17 protein-coding genes and 1 pseudogene are annotated in these 21,330 nt (G+C 51.6%); 4 read left to right on the forward strand and 14 right to left on the reverse strand.

What is annotated here, in order from left to right; translation table 11 throughout:
- Positions 1-97 precede the first annotated feature (97 nt).
- The 4 genes and pseudogenes from JNE38_RS18545 to JNE38_RS18560 form a co-directional block, all read right to left on the reverse strand.
- Positions 98-1,177 carry a phosphodiester glycosidase family protein gene (locus tag JNE38_RS18545; RefSeq protein ID WP_203255111.1) on the reverse strand — a complete coding sequence of 360 codons (1,080 nt, stop codon included), beginning with the start codon at positions 1,175-1,177 and terminating at the stop codon, positions 98-100.
- On the reverse strand, positions 1,158-1,676 hold the full coding sequence (locus JNE38_RS18550; protein ID WP_203255112.1) for a hypothetical protein: 519 nt from the start codon (positions 1,674-1,676) through the stop codon (positions 1,158-1,160). The genes JNE38_RS18545 and JNE38_RS18550 overlap by 20 nt, the downstream gene beginning before the upstream one ends.
- 183 nt (positions 1,677-1,859) lie before the next feature.
- Positions 1,860-2,963 (reverse strand): annotated as a pseudogene (locus JNE38_RS18555) (threonine aldolase family protein).
- Between the two features lie 132 nt (positions 2,964-3,095).
- Positions 3,096-3,965: an RDD family protein gene (locus tag JNE38_RS18560; protein WP_238933371.1), complete on the reverse strand. Its 870-nt coding sequence runs from the start codon at positions 3,963-3,965 to the stop codon at positions 3,096-3,098.
- Between JNE38_RS18560 and JNE38_RS18565 the strand changes: the two genes are divergently transcribed.
- The gene (locus JNE38_RS18565) at positions 3,964-4,950 is read left to right on the forward strand and encodes a stage II sporulation protein M (RefSeq protein ID WP_203255113.1); all 987 of its coding nucleotides are present in this window, start codon (positions 3,964-3,966) and stop codon (positions 4,948-4,950) included. The genes JNE38_RS18560 and JNE38_RS18565 overlap by 2 nt on opposite strands.
- Here the strand turns inward: JNE38_RS18565 and JNE38_RS18570 are convergent.
- The 5 genes from JNE38_RS18570 to JNE38_RS18590 are packed head-to-tail and all read right to left on the reverse strand — an operon-like array spanning position 4,917 to position 9,936.
- Complete coding sequence (locus tag JNE38_RS18570; RefSeq protein ID WP_203255114.1) at positions 4,917-6,287, reverse strand: DUF58 domain-containing protein; 1,371 nt, start codon at positions 6,285-6,287, stop codon at positions 4,917-4,919. The two genes, JNE38_RS18565 and JNE38_RS18570, sit on opposite strands and share 34 nt — an antisense overlap.
- Positions 6,238-7,158, reverse strand: a complete 921-nt coding sequence (locus tag JNE38_RS18575) for an AAA family ATPase (RefSeq protein ID WP_203255115.1) — start codon at positions 7,156-7,158, stop codon at positions 6,238-6,240. Before JNE38_RS18575 ends, JNE38_RS18570 begins: the two co-directional genes overlap by 50 nt.
- A 7-nt stretch (positions 7,159-7,165) precedes the next feature.
- Positions 7,166-8,296 carry a DUF4350 domain-containing protein gene (locus JNE38_RS18580; RefSeq protein ID WP_203255116.1) on the reverse strand — a complete coding sequence of 377 codons (1,131 nt, stop codon included), beginning with the start codon at positions 8,294-8,296 and terminating at the stop codon, positions 7,166-7,168.
- Positions 8,289-8,915: a DUF4129 domain-containing protein gene (locus tag JNE38_RS18585; RefSeq protein WP_203255117.1), complete on the reverse strand. Its 627-nt coding sequence runs from the start codon at positions 8,913-8,915 to the stop codon at positions 8,289-8,291. Before JNE38_RS18585 ends, JNE38_RS18580 begins: the two co-directional genes overlap by 8 nt.
- Positions 8,908-9,936 carry a DUF7847 domain-containing protein gene (locus JNE38_RS18590; RefSeq protein ID WP_203255118.1) on the reverse strand — a complete coding sequence of 343 codons (1,029 nt, stop codon included), beginning with the start codon at positions 9,934-9,936 and terminating at the stop codon, positions 8,908-8,910. Before JNE38_RS18590 ends, JNE38_RS18585 begins: the two co-directional genes overlap by 8 nt.
- 202 nt (positions 9,937-10,138) lie before the next feature.
- On the opposite strand from JNE38_RS18590, the gene JNE38_RS18595 reads away from it, so the two are divergent.
- Positions 10,139-10,768, forward strand: coding sequence for a hypothetical protein (locus tag JNE38_RS18595; RefSeq protein WP_203255119.1), 630 nt, complete (start codon positions 10,139-10,141; stop codon positions 10,766-10,768).
- Positions 10,769-10,951: 183 nt separating this feature from the next.
- On the opposite strand, the gene JNE38_RS18600 is transcribed toward JNE38_RS18595, so the two are convergent.
- The 4 genes from JNE38_RS18600 to JNE38_RS18615 all read right to left on the reverse strand — a co-directional run bounded on the left by JNE38_RS18600 (position 10,952) and on the right by JNE38_RS18615 (position 18,044).
- Positions 10,952-12,106, reverse strand: a complete 1,155-nt coding sequence (locus tag JNE38_RS18600) for a glycosyltransferase family 4 protein (RefSeq protein WP_203255120.1) — start codon at positions 12,104-12,106, stop codon at positions 10,952-10,954.
- Between the two features lie 25 nt (positions 12,107-12,131).
- The gene (locus JNE38_RS31090; protein WP_343071255.1) at positions 12,132-14,252 is read right to left on the reverse strand and encodes a CotS family spore coat protein; all 2,121 of its coding nucleotides are present in this window, start codon (positions 14,250-14,252) and stop codon (positions 12,132-12,134) included.
- Between the two features lie 172 nt (positions 14,253-14,424).
- Positions 14,425-17,682 carry a DEAD/DEAH box helicase gene (locus JNE38_RS18610; RefSeq protein ID WP_203255121.1) on the reverse strand — a complete coding sequence of 1,086 codons (3,258 nt, stop codon included), beginning with the start codon at positions 17,680-17,682 and terminating at the stop codon, positions 14,425-14,427.
- A gap of 143 nt (positions 17,683-17,825) precedes the next feature.
- A complete protein-coding gene (locus JNE38_RS18615; protein ID WP_203255122.1) occupies positions 17,826-18,044 on the reverse strand; it encodes a DNA primase in 219 nt (72 codons plus the stop codon).
- Between the two features lie 313 nt (positions 18,045-18,357).
- Between JNE38_RS18615 and pdaA the strand changes: the two genes are divergently transcribed.
- Complete coding sequence (pdaA, locus tag JNE38_RS18620) at positions 18,358-19,098, forward strand: delta-lactam-biosynthetic de-N-acetylase (RefSeq protein ID WP_238933740.1); 741 nt, start codon at positions 18,358-18,360, stop codon at positions 19,096-19,098.
- An 80-nt stretch (positions 19,099-19,178) separates the two neighbouring features.
- On the opposite strand, the gene aspA is transcribed toward pdaA, so the two are convergent.
- Positions 19,179-20,603 carry an aspartate ammonia-lyase gene (aspA, locus tag JNE38_RS18625; RefSeq protein ID WP_203255123.1) on the reverse strand — a complete coding sequence of 475 codons (1,425 nt, stop codon included), beginning with the start codon at positions 20,601-20,603 and terminating at the stop codon, positions 19,179-19,181.
- 156 nt (positions 20,604-20,759) lie between these two features.
- Here aspA and JNE38_RS18630 point away from each other — a divergent pair, with 156 nt between their 5' ends.
- The gene (locus JNE38_RS18630; protein ID WP_203255124.1) at positions 20,760-21,272 is read left to right on the forward strand and encodes a Gmad2 immunoglobulin-like domain-containing protein; all 513 of its coding nucleotides are present in this window, start codon (positions 20,760-20,762) and stop codon (positions 21,270-21,272) included.
- The last annotated feature ends 58 nt before the right edge of the window (positions 21,273-21,330 follow it).

Raw genomic sequence — 21,330 nt, forward strand, 5'->3', positions numbered from 1 at the left:
TTTTATCGGTCAACATGTCTATGGTCCTTTTGAAAAATTACTCGAAAAAAAAACACCTTTCCCGGTGAAATCTACCAGAAAAGGTGTATGTGCAGCTCTACGGCATAATGACCAAATTGCTTACAACGGGGCGCTCTTTGCCGCCAGATGGTTTATTCATCAATTTGCCTTTGTAATAAAATGCGCTCGAACCTCCACCATCGAGATTGTACGCGTCTACGACGTGGAACTCCTGCAGTTTCCGCTGAGCTTCTTCCAGCGTGACTCCATTGCTCCAACCTTCCCGTCTACCGTCAATCACGATCACCAGCAAATCTCCGTTGTCAAAGTGACCGATCAACGTACGCGGCTGACGAGCATTCGCCCACTCGCGAGGAATCGCCAAGCGCTTGCCATCCTGCAAAAGGCGCGGCAGAAAGCTTGCACCCTGCAAGATGCCTTGCTGCGTAATTTGCTGTTGAGTCGTTATTTTGGTGCCGACCAGATGACCCTTGCTGTTAAATCCGACAAAGCTCAGCTTTGAGTTGTTGGAAAACGTGCGAATCTTTCCGTCCACCACCGTGATCCCCAAAGGAGTGACATATCCGCTCTTGTCGGTCATGAATCCGCCGGCATTGATAGCCAGGACCGCTCCCGTGCGTTTTCCTGCGTGGCTGGTCGTCTCCCCCTTGCTCTTGACCGAGTTGTTCGCGAGGACCATCTTCAGAGCCTGAGGATTGTTCAAGCGTACTTTGGCCATATAACCACGGTATCCGGCCTCCTCCAGCGAGTACACTTTCACTGTAGAGTTTTTGCCGAACGATTGTCCGATGGGATTCCCGAGCATATTGGACAGGATCGTATCCAGGACGCCTGCCGATTTTTGCGTTTGCGATTTACTCGCAGCCAGCAGGTTGTCGATGTGCTCATTTTGCTTTTCAAAATCTTTTTTCTCTTTTTCCGTACGGTCCCGGATATCATCGATGAGTTCTTCGGCATGATCGATCTGCTCACGGGTCTCATCCAGTTTTTCGCGAAGCGCTGTCGCCTGCGCATGAGACTGCTCGGCTGGCAGCTTCAATGCCTCTACCTGGAGCTTGTCCACCGGATTGGCCCAGGAAAAGGCAACGAGAAAGCCGAGAGCAGGCGCCAGCAAAAACGCAAAAAACCGGTTCACTTTACCAAGCACGCGCTGCATCCTCCAGTTTTTTCAACGAGGCTTTCAAATCGACGAGCTGCTTGTTCAACTGGTCAATCCGATCCTGGAGTGCTTCTTTCGTCTTATTGGTGCCGCCAATCGTCTCCCCTGTCAATTGCAAATCTTCTTCCAAATTGGACAGGCCGTCTTGTACGGTTTTCATTTCATCCTGTACTTGCGTCAGCTGTTCTCCTAGCGCAATCATTTGCTTCTGATTTTCTTCCTGTACCTGTTCGAAGCGTTCATTGACATATTGCTGCTGCTTGTCCAAGGTGTGGACAGCGAAGGCATATCCTGCATAGGCGAGGCCTACCCAAATGACGATGGTCGCAATTAGCGGCCACGGGGATTTCCTGCCTTCCGTCTGGGAGGGAACCAACGTCTGGAACAAACTCCGAAACAGTCCGGTTCTTTTGCGTCTCCCCTCCTGCGCTCCATTGGCGGGGAGCTGCAGTGTGGATGACGTGGTCGATTGAGCTCGTACAAATTTATCGCTCATCGGCTACCCCCTCCTTTCTTTTGACAAAGAGTGAGGTTTTATTATAACATGAAACATTTTTCGGCAAGCCTTTTGCGAAAAATTGTAAAAATTTAATCTCCTTCCCAAATGAAAGAGCTCCCTCAGAGAAAGAATCCCCCAGGAAGCTCTCGGTTCACTTCGACTTGGCCCTAACCATTCCGACTATCTCTCGGCAATCGCAGCTTTCATTTTCTCATCGAGCACACGGAAGGCATGCTGCAACACTTCTTTTGGAACGCCTCCATAATTATCCCCTACACTGACTTCGAAATAGCTGTTTTCCTCGTCGACGACCAGAATGGATGCGGTGAGACCGACGCCTGTTTCTTCGCAAACCGACAGAAAAACGGACTCCAGCTTTTCTTTTGACAGAGGCATGTGAACGTGGAACATGTTGGAGACAGGCACTTATGGACGCGTTTTGATTCCATGGCATTCATTGTAGAAGGCTGCCAGTTCTTTTGCCTGCTCATGATAAACAGGAAAGCGATCCTTCCTCAGCTCAAAGTAATAATCAGCGCTGAGAATGTACGGATACAGACTGATCAAATCTCCTCCATGGCGACGCTTCCAGACCTTCGCTTCTTTTGTAAATTCCTCATCCCCGGCCAGGATCGAGCCTGCGAGGCCGCCAATGCCTTTGTAAAAAGAGATGTACACGCTATCGAACAGCTCGCAGACTTCAGCTGCTGTTTTTTGGTAATACGGAAGAATTTCAAAGAGCCGCGCCCCATCCAGCTGCAGCTTGATCCCTTTTTCGCGGCAGTATTGGGAGATGGCGACCAGCTCCTCGTAATCGGGCAATTCTCCGCCAATCTCCCGCTGCGGAAGCTCCAGCAAAAGACATGCTACTTCATGATCCATGTTTTGCACGTCTTCGAGCCGAATCAACCTGTCTTTGTCAGCGAACAAGACGGATTCGATCAGATGCAGCTTTTTCAAGCCGTCCTCCTCATGAATCTCCAAGTGAGACAAGGGATGATAAGCCACCTTCTTCAACGATTTCTGATCACACCAGATGCGAAGCGCAATCTGTTGGGCCATCGTACCGCTGGGAAAGAACACCGCTGTCTCTTTTCCCAGAACAGCTGCCAGCTTTTTTTCAAACTCCTCAATGATGGTGCCCTTTCCATATATGTCACTTTCCAGGCTTCCATCCAGCTCTGCTAGTGCCCTTTGCAATACCTGAATATTTCGCGGGCCATGTCCCGGAATCTGGTAATTGCTTTGCTTGTACGCTTCTGTCAGCTGTTTTGCCATGCTCATCTCATCCCATTCCCTTCTGCTTCCATACCTCTTCGGGCATCCATTTTTCGAAACCACTCAATACTCTGACTATACACCTTTGTGGCTACCCGTACCTAGAAAAAAAACCGCCGTATCGGGCGGTTTTCGATCCTACGATCCCAGCTTCCAGTCTTTTTGCAAGTTCGCGTGCAATTGCTGCAAAAAGACAAGCGGATCTCCATTGACCACCGGTTCTTCCGGCAACCCCAGCTTTTTAGCCAACAGTCCTGCCAATTGGGTGGCGAGCTCCTTTCTTTTCTCTGGAGACAGAGAAGCTTGCCGCTGAATAAAAGAAGAAAGAAGCTGCCAATCTTCACGGGTGATCAAGCCCTTCTGCCTCTCATCCAGATCGAGCGCTCGCCCCTCTCCCATGATTGGCAATGCTTGCTGCTGCCCTTTTTTACGAGAGGGCCCTGTACTGGAGCTTTCAGCTACGACAATGGTGCCTGCTACGAGATCCCCCAGCCGTTTGTCCTGCGGATGAAAAAAGGAGATGATCGCGCCGAGGAAATACCCCATCGGCAGTCCATCCAAAATGCGAAACAGATTCCGAATCGCAGCCGCAATAAATGTAATCGGCTGGCCATTGTCCCGCATGACGCGCAGACTCATCATGCGCTTTCCGATCGTCTGACCGCGCCAGAAGGCCTCCAGAAGCAAAAAGTAGCCAAAATTGAATGCAAAGGCTAGCAGGATTACGATGGCGATCGCCAAATTTTCCGTTTCCAGGAAAAAATCATGATCTTTTCCAAATATGACTAGGCCGATCACGATGAATACAGTAAGATTAACCAAGAACAGAATGACGGTGTCGATCATCAGCGCAGCTGCCCGACTCCCCAAACCCGCTGTCTGAAAGCGGAGAAGCACATGCTCAGGAGTCACGACTGAAGCGCCACGCTCATGCTGATGTTGCGTCGGTTCATACATGTTCGTTTCATTCCCCCTCTTCATAACCTGTTGGACGGAGGCGTCATTCATGGATATTACCTCATTTTGGCATAGACACAAATCGGCTTGGGCTGAGCTGGAGCAATTGGTGGAACGCTTCACACGCCAGCCGCGGAAAATCAATGCGGATGAGATCAATCGTCTGACCCTGCTGTATAAAAAGACGTCGGCGCATCTCGCCTATATCCGCACCTTTCACCCGACCGATGAAGTGACTCTGTACCTGAACCTGCTTGTATCCCGCGCCCACAACCTGACATACAGGCAACAAGGGAGCAGCTGGTACCAGCTCAAGCATTTCTTTGGCCACCATCTCGTGCAGCTGGTGCAACAGCGAATGGGCTTCGTTGCAGTTGCTGCCTTGTTGTTCCTCATCGGCGGAGCTGCTGGCTTTGCCGCCGTCCTGGTGGACCCATTGAATGTGTATTACGTTTTGCCGCAAGGAATGGCCGAGCAAATCAACCCTGCACAGCTGGGAGAAGGGCACGAGTCTGTGAATAGCCCCGTCCTATCTACCATGATCATGACCAACAACATCAAAGTCGCCATGCTGGCTTTCGTCGGCGGGATTACCCTCGGGATCTTGCCCATTTACTTGCTGTTGTTCAACGGGCTGTTGGTAGGCGCACTCGCTGGGGTGTACGCGCTAGCCGGCAGCAGCTACGCATTCTGGGCCTACATTCTTCCCCATGGCGTCATCGAGCTGACCGCGATCTTTCTAGCAGGGGGAGCAGGTCTCCACATGGGATACCGCCTGCTCGTGCCAGGCCGGTATAACCGCAAGCATCAGTTTCTCATTGCTGCCAAACAGTCCGCTCAGCTGCTGCTCGCGACCCTGCCCCTGTTCGTCGTCGCAGGTCTCATTGAGGGGTACATCACGCCATCCAAGCTATCCTTGGAAACAAAGTATGGGGTAGCCCTCCTGACCTTGGTGATCCTTGCCGCCTGGTACTCATGGGGCCTAGCGCGACTGCGCCGCACTCACAATGCATCTCTCGACTTGATTTCCAAGTAAGTATTGACCAGCGTCACTGTCAGCTGATCGGCCGGTACGTCCAGCACCTGGATGCCCGCGCCGATCATTTTTTGTTGAAACGCCCGGCGATCCAGCTGGAATCGTTGGGCCAATGCTTTTACGAAAGCATTCTGGCTGCTCATTGTCGGCCCTTTGCTCCATCCATGGAGCAGGGGATCCGAGAGGCTCAGCAGCAGCAGCAAATGAGAACGCCGCAGTCTCCATAGATGCCCTCCCAATTGATCCTCCACCAGGTAGTTTTCCATATCGGAAAAGAGAACCATCAGACTTCTCTTCTTCTGCTGACGATGCAGGAATTCCAACGCTTTGGCTGGGTCCGATTCGACGAAGTCGCTGCGCAAATCGTACGTCGCCTCGAGCAGCACATGCAGGTGCCGCAGACCTTTCCCGGGCGGTATGTACGTTTTGATCACATTGGAGTAGACGAGCAGTGCGACCTGATCTCCCTGGCGCAATGCGACGGCAGCCAATGTCATGGCGGCTTCCAAGGTGGAATCCAGGCGCGTTCGACCGTTCCATTCCACTCCCATCAGCCTTCCGCAGTCAAGCAGGATCGTCACCACTTTTCCTTGCTCTGGACGGTATTGGTTGCTCATCAATCGCCGCGTCCGAGCAGAGGCAGACCAGTTGATCGTTCTCGGATCATCGTCATACCCGTATTCGCGGATGGCATGAAATTCAGAGCCTGCCCGGGTTCTTCTCAAGATTTTTTTCCCGTCGACGATCAGGCTGTCTTGAAGAGATGCCAAATAGCCTCGCACAGCGGACAAATCCGGGTAGACGCGGATGGCCTGTTCGGCCGAAAAGCGGCTTTGTCTCCACCACAGCCCTACCCTGCCCTGCCAACGCATGTACAACCAGCGAAACGTATACTCCCCCCGCTCAGTGGCACGCGTGGAATACAGAACCCCTCCCTCGGTGCTCTCCAATTTCCCGGCCAGCGGGCCTGCTTCCTCAAAGGAGAGGGGCAGGTCATCCCGAATGACATACGCCACTGCCTGGCCGCTGTTATTCTGCAATCGGATCTCAATGTGAAAGGACTGTCCGAGGTCCGTCTGCTCTGGCATCGTTCTATGCAGAGTCAAGTCCGCCTTTCGCGGAAGCGTAAACCAGTCGATCAAGCTGGCTAGAAAAATCAAGCCGTTATACATCCAAAACCCTAGATATCCCGTACCCAGCAAATGCCCTGCAACGGCAATCGGCGTACCTACTAACACCAATAGCAGGAGACGTTTCGACGGCAAGAGAAAACGATCTTGCAGGACATCAGCGAGGTACTGGAATAGCGGCCAGCGTCTCATCGATGATTTGGTCACTGGTACCTCCCTCCAACTCCACATGCGGCGACAGGATCAGCCGATGCCGCAGGGCAGGACGCGCCACTGTTTTCACATCGTCCGGCGTCACATACATCCGATTATCCAGGAGCGCCCATGCCTTACTCGCCTGCAGTACGGCAATACCGGCACGTGAGCTCGCCCCGAGCTGAAGACGGGTCGTTTCCCGCGTTTTGCGGATGAGTGTGGTGATGTAATCAAAAATGGATTCGGCTACCACGACTTCCTTCAGCTTTTTTCTTTCCTGCAACAGATCGGCTACAGAAAGGATCGGAGCAGGCAGCACCTCTTCCGCTTCTAACTGTACCGCATGCTGCTGAAGGATTTGCCTTTCATGCTCGTAAGACGGATACTGCATGTTGAGCTTGAACAAAAAGCGGTCCAGCTGGGCTTCCGGTAATACGTACGTCCCCTCGTACTCCACCGGATTCTGCGTGGCCACCACGAAGAACGGCTCCGGAAGCGGGTAGGTGGTACCCTGAATGGTCACTTGGTGTTCCTCCATGGCTTCAAGCAATGCCGCTTGTGTTTTGGGCGCTGTCCGATTAATTTCATCCGCCAAGAGCAACTGGGTGAAAACCGGTCCTTTGACAGTCTCGAACTGGTTGAGCTGCATGTTGAATACGACATGTCCGATAATGTCGCTAGGCATCATGTCCGGTGTAAACTGGACCCTTTTGCTCTCCCCTCCGATCAGCCGAGAGAGGGTACGTACCATCTTGGTCTTCCCGATGCCGGGAACTCCTTCCAGAAGCACATGCCCGCCGGCCAACAAAGCTGCCACCAGCAAGCGGACGTTTTGCCGTTGCCCGATCAGCTCTTTTTCCATATGTGCTAGCAATTGCTCCATCTCGTTTTCACTCCTTCTCCAAGCGCATGGTGATGTCGTCGATCAATAGACTGTCTTTGAGCAACTGCTTGGATGTGTATCGTTTCTCTGCCTTAGCCCATTCGATCCGTTCCAACAGGTTTGCGAGCTTCTCTACGTCAGGGCTGCTCCATTTGGTTCTTGCCAGACGAATGATCTCTGCCCGATCTGCCCGGCGGTGGACACCCCAGTGATCAAACAACAGCTGCCGCAGGAAGGCTTCCCTGTGCAAAAGAGCATCTTTGGCGAGGCTGCGTCTTTCGTACCAGCTTGACACGGCAAGCAGCGTCTCATCTCCTCGGCGTACCGTCCACTCCCGCAAGGTATAGACGGGACCGAATCGCTTCCCCTTCCACCAAATCCACAGCAAAAGCAGGATTCCTGCTTGCATGCAGCCTGCGATCAGCCACCCTGGATAAACAGCCAGCAAACCCGGATTCTGCTGCATGCCGTGGTGATATTCATCCATCCACAAAACGGACCATTTCTTTTGAAAATACGGCCAGATCGCCTCGAAATGGTTGTGCTTCAGGATGGTCTGGTTGGTCAACCACTCTGGCACGAGGAACAGCATCACGCTTCCCTCACCAGCCTGGATGCGACCTGCCAGAATACCGCGATCGTCGTACAGAAGCACTTCCAGAGCAGAGGAGGAATTGATCCGGTATGACGTCCGAGCTATTCCATATTGCCCATCTACGAGCTGCTGCCCCTTGATGTTCTTCTCCTGCGTGTTTTCATCGTCTTCCCATTCGGTCGTGGAAAACTGGAACGACTCCCACCCCTCGGGCTCATCTTCAAACACAATCAAGTCATTGCCTTCTTTTACCCAAGCGAACAGCTCTTCCTGCTCGCTGCCTGTCAAAGTGAGGGGTTCAACCATCACGAGCGCCTGACCTTCGCCTCTTGGCAGTGCACGCATCGGTTGTTTCCACTCCTTTACACGGTTCCCCTTCTCCTGGAGCAAGGTGGTCCATGCCTTTAGGCCATCAGGCTTTGCTGACGTCGAGACAAACGGTGGAGCATCTGGACCGTGCGGCTCGACCAATAACCACCCGCAAACAAGCAGGAGTAGAATGGCAATGGCGATTCCCACGCGATACGTGCGCAAGCTATCCATCCAGCCCCTCCTCTTCGCAGAACGTCTCCAGGTGCTTCAGCCGCTCCCAGAACCCTCGCTCATTCACTGCCTCTTTTCCGTACCACACCTGTTCGAAGATGCGGGCATTCATGCGAAACAGCTCTTCTGCCTGCGGCTGATTCAACTGGATTTCTTCTGCGTACTCCCAATTCGTTTTCCATGGCTCTACGCGAATCCATGCTCTTCGTTGCAGATAGATCAGAAGTGCGAGAAACAAAGAGCGTTCTCCATCACGCCATTCGTGGCGATTGCCAAAATCGCGTGCCTCTCGCAAATAATCGGAATAGGTACGGATTTTTTCTCCTTTGGTGAGGAAGGGCTGCCTGCGACGCTGTTCGTGGACCATCCTGCTCGACAACCAATACAAAAAGAATAGCAGGCCGATCACAAAAACCACGAGCACCACAGTCGATATGGTGCTTGCCGTCCCTTTTGGAAGCTGCCCCAGCTCGAACATTCGGGAGATCGCCTCTAGCAACGGCTTCAGCAGCTGGTACAGCCAATTCTCCTGACTGCCGTCGTGATGAGCGTATTCCTCTCGTGACAGGATCTCAGCCAGCCTTTCCTTGTCTTCCGTCCAAGGAAGTCCACTATTCATGGGAGGTCTCCGGGCTTTGGGCGGGTTCGGGAGCGATCGCTTGCTCTTTATCCATCTGCTGGTGAAGCATCGAGAACAAATCCGTTCCTTCTTTTCTTACACGAAGATCGAAGTAAGCGAGTGAGTAGACGATCAACATCCATGGCGTTAACAGGCAGGAGGCAACGAGCAGGATGAGTTGACTGATGACCGACACCCCCATCGAGGCAGTAATGACTGCCTGCAGACCGCCTGACAATACGGAGTACAGCACGATGAGCACCAAGTAAAGGCCGAAGAGTCGCCAAAAGTTGCCTTGGGTCAAACGCCAGCTCTTCCCGATCGCCACTCCGTCTCCTTCCAGCAGCGTATAAGGCAAGTAAAAGCCCCATCGGAGCATGAAAAAGCCAGGCACGACCATGATCACCAGTAAAAACAACACGTAGGCTATTACGAAAAAAATGGCAAATACGATCGGACCCACGCCGCTGTCTCCCTCAAACAGAGAGTCTAGCGTCGCCCCGGATACGAGCGTGAACAGGAAAAAGAACAGCGCGCAGACGAGCATGAATCCGAGGACAATCCCGATTATGACCAGCCCATATACTATGGTGGCACCTACTAACGGCCAAAAACGGCGAAACGATTGCTTCAACGCATCTCTGATGCCGAGTTCTTTTCCTTCGATGGCGGCTTTGGTCAATAAAATGACCCCCGACAGCAATTGCGGGTACGCGCCGAATGACATCAGCGGCAATACGACCAGCAAGTACAGCAGCAGGAAGCCGATTTGATCTGTTGCAACGGCTTCTTCTGCTGCGAACCGGCTGGCCATCGATTCCCAAAAATCAGAACCGTCCGTATCCTGTACGAAGAAAGACATGCTGCCTAGATCAAAAATGAGGATATCCTGCAAAAGCAAAAACGGACCGAACAGCATCAGGGTCATCAGAAAAAAAGCGCCAAAATGCTGACGATACACTTCAAAGCTGCGGTCCAACAGCTTCCCTACTCCCATGGGAGCGAGCGGCGTTTGATTCATGCCGAAACCTCCATGTTTCTTTTTTTGAGATTACCTGAATCATTATACATGATTTTCCATTTGTTTTTAGGAAAACTTGGGATATCTTCAGATCAAACGTGATTTTTCCTGCCCCATTTTCTCCTGCCCGGGTATTTGTCCATGACAGTCCCTCCTGCGCTGAATATGATAATACATGTCTAGAGGGAGGTGTCTTTTGCAAATGGCCAGAGCAGCTCGAAATAGAACACGTGCCAAGGCTACGAGAGCCAGTGCCCGCAGACTCGGCCTTTCGAGAAGAAGCCTGAGACAATTGCTTCGGTTCATCGTGCGTGCTCCAAAGGTTCACGTCTCCACACCGGCTCCCCAGGTTTCGGTTTCGTCACCCGTTCCCCAGGTACAAGTAGAAGCACCGTCCGTGAATATTCAGGCTCCCAAACCGATCGTGATTCCTGCACCGATCGTTCAAGTGGAAGTGGAAGCCGAAGAGCGCGCAGAGGAAGCCAGCATGAATGGTCTTCGCAAAGAACTGAAAAAATGTATGAAACAAAACCAGACCATCGAACTCCTTCTCGAATCAGACTGGGGACCCGATAACCGCAAATACCGGATAGGAAGTCTTGTCCGAGTCGAGGAAGGCATGGTTGAACTGCGTACGAGCGCTTCCCTCGACATGAGCGGAAGCAGCATCTTGATCCCTCTCAACCGGATTGTGGCCGTCATACCCAACCTGCAGCTTTCTGTAGAAGGACTGGAATCAAACGAGGCCGAGGAGGACATGGAGCAAACCCTTTCTCTGCATTGGCCATCCGATGCTGAAGAATCCTTGGATCGCCGTCTTGCATCAGGTTAAAGCTTTTTTGGCTCGGGGGCGTGGTCGTGAGGGAACCGCCCCCTCATCCAATACCGAGGGCTTTTCCTAGGCGCGGACAAGCCCTCACCGCTATCGTCCTGCTTGTCCCTTTCGTGTCATAAAAAGATTGTCTCGCTGTAGTCAGCCAGACAACCCCCATTGACCATTCGACTCCTTGCTGAATTACTCTTGAGCCTGAATCCCTTTCCAAACCTCCAATACTTCACTGGCGACCCGATTCCAGGTGAATCGATCCTCCGCCAACTTCCTTCCGACACTTCCCATTTTCCTTTGCAGATCACGGCTCGCGAGCAGTTTGCCCAGCTGGTCAGCAAAGGCACGTGGATTCTCCGGTTCTTCCACCAGAAAGCCGTTTCCTCCAATGATGACCTCTGCATTGCCTCCCCGCTTGGTCGTCACAAATGGCAGTCCTGCCGCCATCGCTTCGTAATGGACCCTTGCCAAAGGCTCCTCCCATTGGGAAGGACACACGAAGATATCCCCCGTCCAAAACCATTGGTGAATCTGCTCGGCATTGACATATCCTGTAGTGATGACCGGAATGGGTGATCGATCGGCAAGAGACCGCACATAAGCGACATAGTCGCTTATTTTATCGACACCGTACCAGGCTCCGCCCACGAGGACGAGAGCAATATCGGAATGCTGGGCATGCAGTTCATTCATCGCCCTCACCAAGATGTCTGCCCCTTTTTTCGGAGTCAGTCTCCCTACAAACAAGATCACCTGTCTGTTTCCGAGATTGTGCATGGCCCTTAGCTCTTGCCTGACCTGCCGGGCTGATTGGGATTTTTCCCATGGCACGAACGTTTGCAAATCGACTCCCGAATAAATGGTGCGGAGCTTGCCGGCAGATTCAGGATAAAGCGACTGAATGACTCGCCCTACGTAATCGCTGATGGTGATGATCCGATCCGTCATCGCGACCGTTTTGGCTGCATCCTGCGGGTCGATCTTCGCATGATCGAACATATCGTTGTGCATGCTGAGGACGATTCTTGCATTCGGGCAGACTTCCTTTATGAGCGGCACCAATTTCGGCCGGTTAAACACGTGGATGAGATCGTAGGATTGGGTGCGTAAAAACTGGATGACTTGTTCTGCATATGTCTCAAAAACGCCTTGCCCGTCAACCCTCACATACCGTACGTTGCGCACTCTCTCATCTGTCGCAAGGGAAGGGTCGGTCGTTCCGAGTACAGTCAAGTCATGATGTTGACCCAAAACATCGACGATTCCCGCTATATAGGTCTGGATGGCGCCGCCGCGGACGGGAGGGACGGGCAATTTTTCCGTACAGATCATGACTACCTTCATCCGAATTCTCCTTTCCTCGTACGGCTCATCGCACGCCTCTTGACTTTACCCCTTTTTTCGCACTCGAACTATACGCTGCCTGTTTGCTCATTTTCCTACTTGGTGCAGCGACCTTGGTGAACGTGCGCTTGATGCTTGACGAAGCCGCTTGATTCGTTTTATTTCCGCTAGTTGTTGTTCGTCTGACGGAATTCGCAGCCTGTTTTGCAGTCGATTTGTTCCCCTCTTTTGCTGCCTGCTTTGTCTGCTTGGCTTTTCGCTGCTGATAAGTTGTGAGTTTAGCCGAAGCGTTCTTCCTTTTCTTTTGTGCTTCCTGTTTGATTTGCGCAAGAGTTGTCGTTTTTTTCCTGGCGGTGGAAGTTCTCGCACTCGTTGTTTTCTTCCGTACCGCCTTCTTTTTCACAGAGGTCTGTTTGGCAAGATGAGGGGCGAGATCAATGACATTTTGGGAAGACGTCCTGCGAGTTTTCGTCGTGCTTTCTTCCGAGTAATGGTTCACTTGCTGGTCGGTTGATCCAGCCGTAGTTTTGCTCTTTCCGGCCTTTTGAGGATCGATTGTCACGAGCTTTGCTTTTCGAGCTGTAGATTTGGATTCGTCTTTGGCTGTTTTTGCCTCTGTAGCTGCTTTTGCTTCTTTGGCTGACTTTTCATCTTTGACAGACTTCGCTACTTTTTCTGCCTTTGCATTTTTGGCTGACTTTCCTTTATATGCAATGGAATTGGATTCATTTGCTTCGTGTCCAGATGATTTCGCGTCTTTTTGTCCTTTACTTGTTTTGTTATCGGATGCCCCGGAATTGGCCAGAGAGCCTTTGGCATCTGCATCCGCAGCTATGATGCGATCATCTGCAACCGATTTCGATAGCTTTTTCTTTTTGACTGTGACTTTTTCCGTTCTTTTTTCTCTCGATACGGACGTTTCCTCAGATGTGGCTGCCTTTTGCGGTTGCAGGCCCCAACTGGTTTCATCCCACTTGCTGCTCTCGGAAGGCACTCGCTGCGGTTCCACTGCTGCGGCCAGCTGCTCGTAATTGCTTGCCTTGTATTTCCCCTTGTCAGCAGCAAGCTCTGCCAGGGCTTGGGCTTTTGATTGGTCAGTCGCGACCACCCGCTGCAGAATGTCCTCTGCTTCCGTATTCAAGAAGGTGAGGGGGTCGAAAAACATTTCCTTCAAGTGCTTGTAAAATTCATTCGGGACCGCCATATCGATCAGGAGGACCTCGTAGGACTCGGCATCGAGAGGATTCGCTTGATGATACGCATCGATCATGCCGCGCATCCATGTCAAATCCCAGACCCCCATATCGTCCATCGTGCTCGTGATCAATTTGCGCAGATCCCGAAACGGCAAGTCGTATGATACACCGTCCAAATCGATTACCCACAGCCCGCCGGGACCATTCTGTCCGTTTGACCATCCGTAATCCTGGTGCACAAGCCCCCAATGAGGTTCACCCATTGCAACCATTCGCGGGTATGCGGAAGCATTCAACCGATTCAATGCCTCCACTGCCTGCTGTTCGTACTGATCGACGACGGCGAGGATGGATGGACTAGCGACAGTATCGGTGTACGCCTTGGCCATCTCTCTCATCCAACCGATCTTCTTAGCAATCTTTTGATAATAGTTGGGCCATCGATACAATCGGGAGGAGTTTTTCGCGCCAAACGGAGGCACGTACCCTTTGGTGTGCCGGTGGAATTCACCGAGCCCGTAGCACAACTCCTGTGCGCCTATCAAATCCACCTTCGTGGCAGGCGTAAGATCGATCCAGTCCGTAACAATCCAAAGCTTACCGCCCATTTCCACGAATAGCTTGCCGTCTTTCGCCGGAATCAAAGCAGGCACCCGTGCGCCTTGCCGAACCACATACTCTTGCAGTCCCACACTGAACAAGCTGCGCTCTGGATTGCGATGCAGGAGTTTGAGACTGCGAGGCCCTTTATCTGTCTCGATCCGCCAGATGGCTCCACCTTTATCTGGCTTGGAAGTAATCAGCGTACGAGAAGTAACGGTCATATCGTATTGCTTGATGACCTGCTCCGCTATCGCATCTACTTCTGGCGGCACCGTCAAATCCCAATCCAAAGGAGTCGGCTCAGAACCTATGCGAGTATCCCACGGTGTAATCAGAAACTGTTCCATTCCATTCCCCCCGCGGTCCAATTTCAAAATTCCTTACGAATTCTTAATAAACTATTCGTTCTATTTTGAACAGGAAACGGACAAATATCCATACGAGATAAGTCAAATAAAAGGGGGGCTTGGGCTGTATCGACATACAGACCAAGCCCCCTTGCCAGAGCTTCCTTCTTTTTCAAAGCATCAAGAGCTCTCTAATCTCTTGTTCCGTCAAACTGGACAACGCTTCTTGTCCTGGTTGGATCACTTCCTGGATGAGGTTCTTCTTTTTTTGTTGAAGCTCAAACATTTTCTCTTCCACAGTGCCTTCTGCGACGAGCCGGATGACTTGCACCACATTTTTTTGCCCGATGCGGTGCGCCCGGTCTGCTGCCTGCTCCTCGACCGCAGGATTCCACCACAGATCGTACAGAATGACCGTGTCCGCCCCCGTCAGATTCAATCCCGTACCGCCTGCCTTGAGTGAGGCGAGAAACAGATCCCTCTCCCCTTCATTAAACCGATTGCACAGCTCCACCCTCGTCGCTGCCGGAGTGTCTCCATCCAGATAGAAAAACGGAACTCCGCTGTAGCCCACCTCCCGCCCGATCCGTTCGAGCATTTTTGTAAATTGCGAGAATAACAATACACGTCTGCCGGAGTTTCGGCATTCCTCCAAGATTTCCATCAATTGCTCGAATTTGGCCGAGCCCCCTTCATAGTCATCCACAAAGAGCGCTGGATGGCAGCATAGCTGGCGGAGCCTCGTCAAGCCGGCTAGGATCTTGATTCGGTTTTGGTGAAAGGTTTCTTTATCCAGATGCTTCAATGTTTCCTGCTGCAGCTTTGCCAAATAGGCCACATAGAGCTTTTTCTGTTCCGGCAGGAGCGCGCTGGCCTGAAGGGTCTCAATCTTTTCGGGAAGCTCCCGCAAGACATCGGTCTTTACTCTTCTCAGCAAGAAGGGGCGTACCCTTTTGGCCACCGCTTCTCTGGAGAGCTCGTGAAAGGCTTTTCGGGCAGGAAAAAGACCCGGGAATACCGCATCGTAAATGGACCACAGCTCGTCCAAACCATTTTCTACAGGTGTACCTGTGAGGGCAAATCGATATCCTGCAGGAATCCCTTTTACCGCATGTGCGGTCTGAGTCGTGTGGTTCTTGAAAGCCTGCGCCTCGTCCAAAATGAGCGTATGAAAGGAACTCTCTTCATAAGCACCGAAATCTCTGCGCAGCAAGGGGTAGGACGTGATCACGACGTCAACCTCTGACACCTTCTTTAGGATCTCTAACCGTTCGTCTTTGGTGCCGTCCGCGATGACTGCTCGGACGTCGGGAGCAAACTTCTTCAGTTCATTGCGCCAGTTGTACACGAGAGAAGCCGGCGAGACAATCAAGGCAGGCTGCTTGCGCTCTCTGATTTCAGGCAGGACGGACACGAGAAAGGCGATGCTCTGGACGGTTTTTCCAAGCCCCATATCATCAGCCAGCACTCCGCCGAAATGGTAGTGGGCGAGCGTCTTCAGCCATTGATACCCGTACACCTGATAGTCGCGCAGGACATTTTCCAAGCTCTTGGGTACCGGAAAGTCCAGGTTATCCGGATTGCGCATGTTATCGAGGAGTCTGCGAAACGCTTTTCCCACAGTGATTGCAGTACCTCTGCTATCGGTATCCATCATCGTAAGTCCACGAACGACAGGCAGGCGCAGCTCCGCACCTTGGACATCCTTCCCGCGTATCCCCATCTCATTCATGAAGCGTCGGATATCCTCGAAACCCGTGCCTTCGAGTGGGAGCATCGCACCGTTCGGGAGTCGGTAGTACGTTCTCTTTTCCTCCAGGGATCGAAGCACCCCTCGAATCTCCGACTCCGGTATTCCATCTATATCGAATTTGCATTCCAGCCAATTCATTTGCTCGTCGATATCCACCCTGATCTTCGGCGGACTGGCAGCCGGCTCCAATCTGACTTTGACTGCCGTGGTTGCATAGACCTTTACCAGCTTTTCCAGCTGAGGCACCATCCGATACAGAAAGTCGAATTCCGCTTCTTCATCTTCCATGTAATAACCTGATTCCGTACGGGTAAAGGCACTCCTCTCCATCAGCTCCAGGATTTGCCGCTCCCGCTCTCCCTCCCGCATGATAATCAAGTCCGTACCACGGGCCTGTGAGGCATCCTCCAGCGGATTCAAAACGATATCGCCGTATTGGAATTCGAGACCAGCCAGCAGTCGATCCCTGATTCGGTCCAAATACAGTCTTGCCTGAAGCTGTGTTCGGACCAAACGGGAGGATACAGATGGAGTGATGTCCACATTTCCGACTTTCATCAGCTCAGGAACAACTTGCACCATAAAAGGTTCCATCTGCTCCTGCGAGATTTGAAGGTCGTTTTTGCGTGATACGGACAACATGCTTTTTAGCTGAGAGAGGCGATGGCTCATCACAGGCGACAGCTTGTGCAATTTCCCTGCAGCAACGGCTACGCCGTAAGACTCCATAACGGTCACGTGCTCCAGGCCCTCTATTGCCATTTGGTAGTGGTCGTCGGAACGTCCTTTGTCAAACGAAAAATGCAGCGGCAAAGGCTCGTCTGAATAAGTGATCCCTTCGTGTGCCTCCTCAAAGCTCACATAGCGCGCATGCTGCAGGGACTGCTGCAGCTTTTCCCACGAGACAGGAGGTACGAGCAGGGTCCGCGTCTCATGATCGCGATTTGGAATGGACGAGCGCGAAGAAGTCTCCCGGTACATTTTTTCGTTCTGATAAATGTCCATCAGCATTCTCAGAGCTTCCTCGTCTTCCTTGGCGAAGCAATGGATCGCGGGATCGTACGTAAAATGGCTGGAGAACTCATAGGGCTTTCCCCGCTCGATCCCCTCCAGAAAATCTTTTATTTTCTTCACAATGTACCGTCGCTTCAAGCCTATCCGAAGCTCGATTCCAAACATGTGCTTGTGGTAGCCATATGTGACCACTTTGCATACGAACTCTGCTTCCAGAGGCGTTCTGGTGTCAAAACGGGTTCGCAAGGGTTTGATCGACGGTGCTGCAAACAGCCCTAGCACATCGCTCGTCAATTGTTTATCGAATGCGGAATGGACACGATCACCTCTGCCTGTCTCGTCAGATCCCGCTAAAACTGGAGTCCTGCCATCCAGATCAAGCTCGTGTATGGCAATGAGAACGGCAGCGATATGCTGACAATCCTGATGGTAGGAATTCAGCGTCGGGCACGTGCAAGTCGCTTCCATCCCATCTTCATCCCAATCGATGGTGACGTGATGACTGACATGGGCACTTCCTTTGACAGTCGCTTCATAGCTCGGGCGATACGGATTGTAATCCGTGAAACTCACTTTTCTGGCACGATGGTACGCCTTTCCTTTTTCATAGGAAATTTTGCCGCATCGCTGCAAAATGATGCGGTGGGTCAATTGAACGTTCATGGAAATTTCCTTTCTTTTTCAAACGGGTGCCGAGTTTACTCATTTCTTCTATGATAACAGATCACGTCCATCTCCCACTATGTAATAAAGAAAGGAATGCGTCATAAACGCATCCCTTCCCTTCTTAGTAAGAGCTTCACCGATTACTGATCTTCGTCTTCCAAGCCTTCGTCCTCTGAAGATTCGTCTTCGTCCTCTTCATCCTCTTCATCTTCTCCGTCTTCAAAAATAGGCTCATTATCTCCAACAAAGATCCATTTCTTCTTGGTTCCGTCTTCATACTCGATTTTGACCTCAATCTCTTCGATACCTTCGTCATTACCGACTTCATCTCTCAAATACTTCAACCACTGCAGCCCCATGACTGACACCTCCTGGTACTGGATGATCTCACATTTGAATCGTCAGCGATGTCACCGTTGACTTTGATATGGTATGACGGATGTCTTCTGGTTGTATGTGCAGCTGTCCCACCTTCCCATTTGATTTACACCCAACTTCTTGTTTGAAGCGCTCGCTTCTGCGTTACATAAATGGAAAGAGACTGGACAAACTTTCATGGACAACGTAAGTTAGCACAAGAAAAGGACGTGAAGTATGATGGACAAGCTGATTGCAAAGCTGCCAAAGCAAAAGCATCGGATATCTCGCTGGCAACTGATTGGCATATGCCTGATGCTGTTGGTGCTCTCACCGATTCACTCCGCCCTCGCCGTATCGGATCATCCCTATCACTTTGGTTTCAAGAAAAGCAAAAACGGACAGCTGCCCTCCATCAGCGAAGAAGGATTCAAAGGCATTGTGGATCGGCATGGCGCTGTCTTTTTAGGGGACACGACAAAAAAGGAATTGTACTTAACCTTTGACAATGGCTACGAAAATGGCTATACCGGTGCGATCTTAGACACCCTTCTCTTGCGAAAGGTGCCTGCTATCTTTTTTGTCACAGGCCATTATGTGAAGGATCAGCCTGAACTGCTGAAGCGAATGGCTGCTGAAGGGCATTTGATCGGGAATCACTCTTGGAGCCATCCGGATATGACCACGATTCCAAATGCGAAAGTCAAAGAGGAGCTCACGAAAGTAAAAGATGCCGTGGCGCAAGTGGCCGGTCAAAAGGAGATGCGCTATTTGCGTCCTCCTCGCGGCATCTTCAGTGATCGCACCTTGGCTGCCTCCAAGGAATTGGGCTACACCAACGTCTTTTGGTCCGTGGCCTATCGCGATTGGGATACCAAGGTGCAGCACGGCTGGAAGTACGCCTACGACAACGTCATGTCGCAATTGCATCCGGGGGCCGTCATCTTGCTGCATTCCGTCTCCAAGGACAATGCGGATGCGCTCGGGGCCATCATCGACGAAGCACGCAAGCAGGGCTACGAATTTAAATCGCTGGATCAGCTCCCTCCCCGCTGAGCCCGGACAGCAAAAAACTCCCGCTCAACCAACGCAGTCGTGGTCGCGGGAGTTTTTTTCAACCGTCCATGGGTCAGTTCTTATTCTCTGTCCAGCAAGGACGCTCCGGCAATGCCTGGATGTGTCATTTCAAACGGATCGAGAATCAGATCCAGTTCTTCTTCTGTCAAAACGTTGTACTGGAGGCACAATTCCCGTACAGATTTGCCAGTCAAAATCGCTTCACGCGCGATACGAGCAGCTGTTTCATACCCCAGATGCGGGTTCACTGCCGTAATGACACCTACGCTCTTTTCTACATATTCTTTCATTCGCTCGCGGTTGGCTTCGATGCCTGACAAGCAGTGCTGGGTGAAGACGCGGAACGCATTATCCATGATGCTGATCGATTGCAGCAGATTGAAGACCAGTACCGGCTCCATTACGTTCAATTCCAGCTGGCCTGCCTCGGAAGCCAGACAAATGGTGTGGTCATTTCCGATTACTTGGAACGCAACTTGGTTAATGACTTCTGCCATCACCGGATTGACCTTACCTGGCATGATCGAAGAACCAGGCTGACGTGCTGGCAAGGAAATCTCACCGAGCCCGGCACGTGGACCGGATGCCATCAGACGCAAATCGTTTGCCACTTTGGACATGTTCATCATGCAAACCTTCAGCGCAGCGGATACCTCTGTATATGCGTCCGTGTTTTGCGTCGCATCCACCAGGTGTTCTGCCCCTGTCAGAGGGAAGCCTGTGATGTCTGCCAATTGCTGCACAACGGTCGTGATGTAGCGCGGATCGGCATTCAATCCAGTACCGACTGCCGTAGCTCCCATGTTCACTTCGTAGAGATGCTGGCGGGACTGCTTGATGCGCTTGATGTCGCGCTCCAGCACCCGACGATAGGCTTCGAATTCTTGTCCCAGACGAATCGGCACCGCGTCCTGAAGGTGGGTACGGCCCATTTTGATCACATCGTCAAATTCGTGTGCTTTTTGACCGAAGACATCATGCATGTCCTCCATGGTCACCAGAAGTTTTTCCAAAAGATCCAGGGTGGCGATATGGATCGCTGTCGGGAATGCATCGTTTGTAGATTGAGACATATTGACATGGGTATTTGGGCTGAGGTGGAAGTAATCCCCTTTTTTCTCCCCCAAAATTTCCAACCCACGATTTGCGATCACTTCGTTGGCATTCATGTTGATGGATGTACCTGCTCCGCCCTGAATCGGGTCAACGATGAACTGATCATGCCATTTTCCTTCGATGATTTCCTGTGCAGCGCTTACAATTGCGTTACCCAAGCGTGGATTCAGCCTGGAAACTTCCATGTTGGCGATTGCTGCCGCTTTTTTTACCATCGCCATGGCGTTGATCAGGGATGAGTGCAGACGGTAGCCCGTAATCGGAAAGTTCTCCGTTGCACGCATAGTTTGAACACCGTAATAGGCATGTACAGGAATTTCTTTTTCACCGAGAAAATCCTTTTCAATTCGATACGTTTGTTCTGACATTCTTTTTCGACCAGCTTTCTGCGATTAGTGGATGAAGCTACGTCTCCATTCTAACATAGAAATGTCGTTGTGAACGCCTTTGGAACACTATCGCTTGTTTTCGCGTCTTAGTAAGTAAGAAAACTGCTGATCAACTCGACAGAAAAGAGGGATTTCATGAAAAAGGTTTCGATGCTTTTACTAACGGTCTTCTTGCTGCAAGGATGCACCAGCCAAAGCTCACCCACGCCTCCTGCCGATACTGAAAAACCGCCGGTTGCCGCACCACCGCAGACGCCCACACCCGCTCCCCAGCAGCCGCCGGCCACGACACAGCCCGAGCCAGCTCCGGAGCAGAAGCCCGGCGATCAACAACCACCGGACTCCTACTCCAACGATATTTTCAAAGATGTGACCGTGAAAAAAACCGGCACAGACACATTTGAAGTCACAGGCAAGGCGCAAGTATTCGAAGGAGTCGTAAGCTATGTCGTTGAGGATGGCCACAATGAGCTCACCAAAGGATCCTTTCAGACTTCCGCCGGGGCACCGGCCTGGGGCGACTTTTCTCATACGATCAACGTGAAAAAAGCGGAAGCCAACAGCACACTCACTCTGATCCTGTTTGAAACGAGCATGAAAGACGGAAGCAGACGGATGGAGCTGATCGTTCCACTGCCTGAGAAGTAAATTACCTCTCCTAATAAGAACCCCCTGACCTACCATTTGGATGGCATGATCAGGGGGT

The sequence above is a fragment of the Brevibacillus choshinensis genome, assembly GCF_016811915.1.
Taxonomy (GTDB): Bacteria; Bacillota; Bacilli; order Brevibacillales; family Brevibacillaceae; genus Brevibacillus; species Brevibacillus choshinensis_A.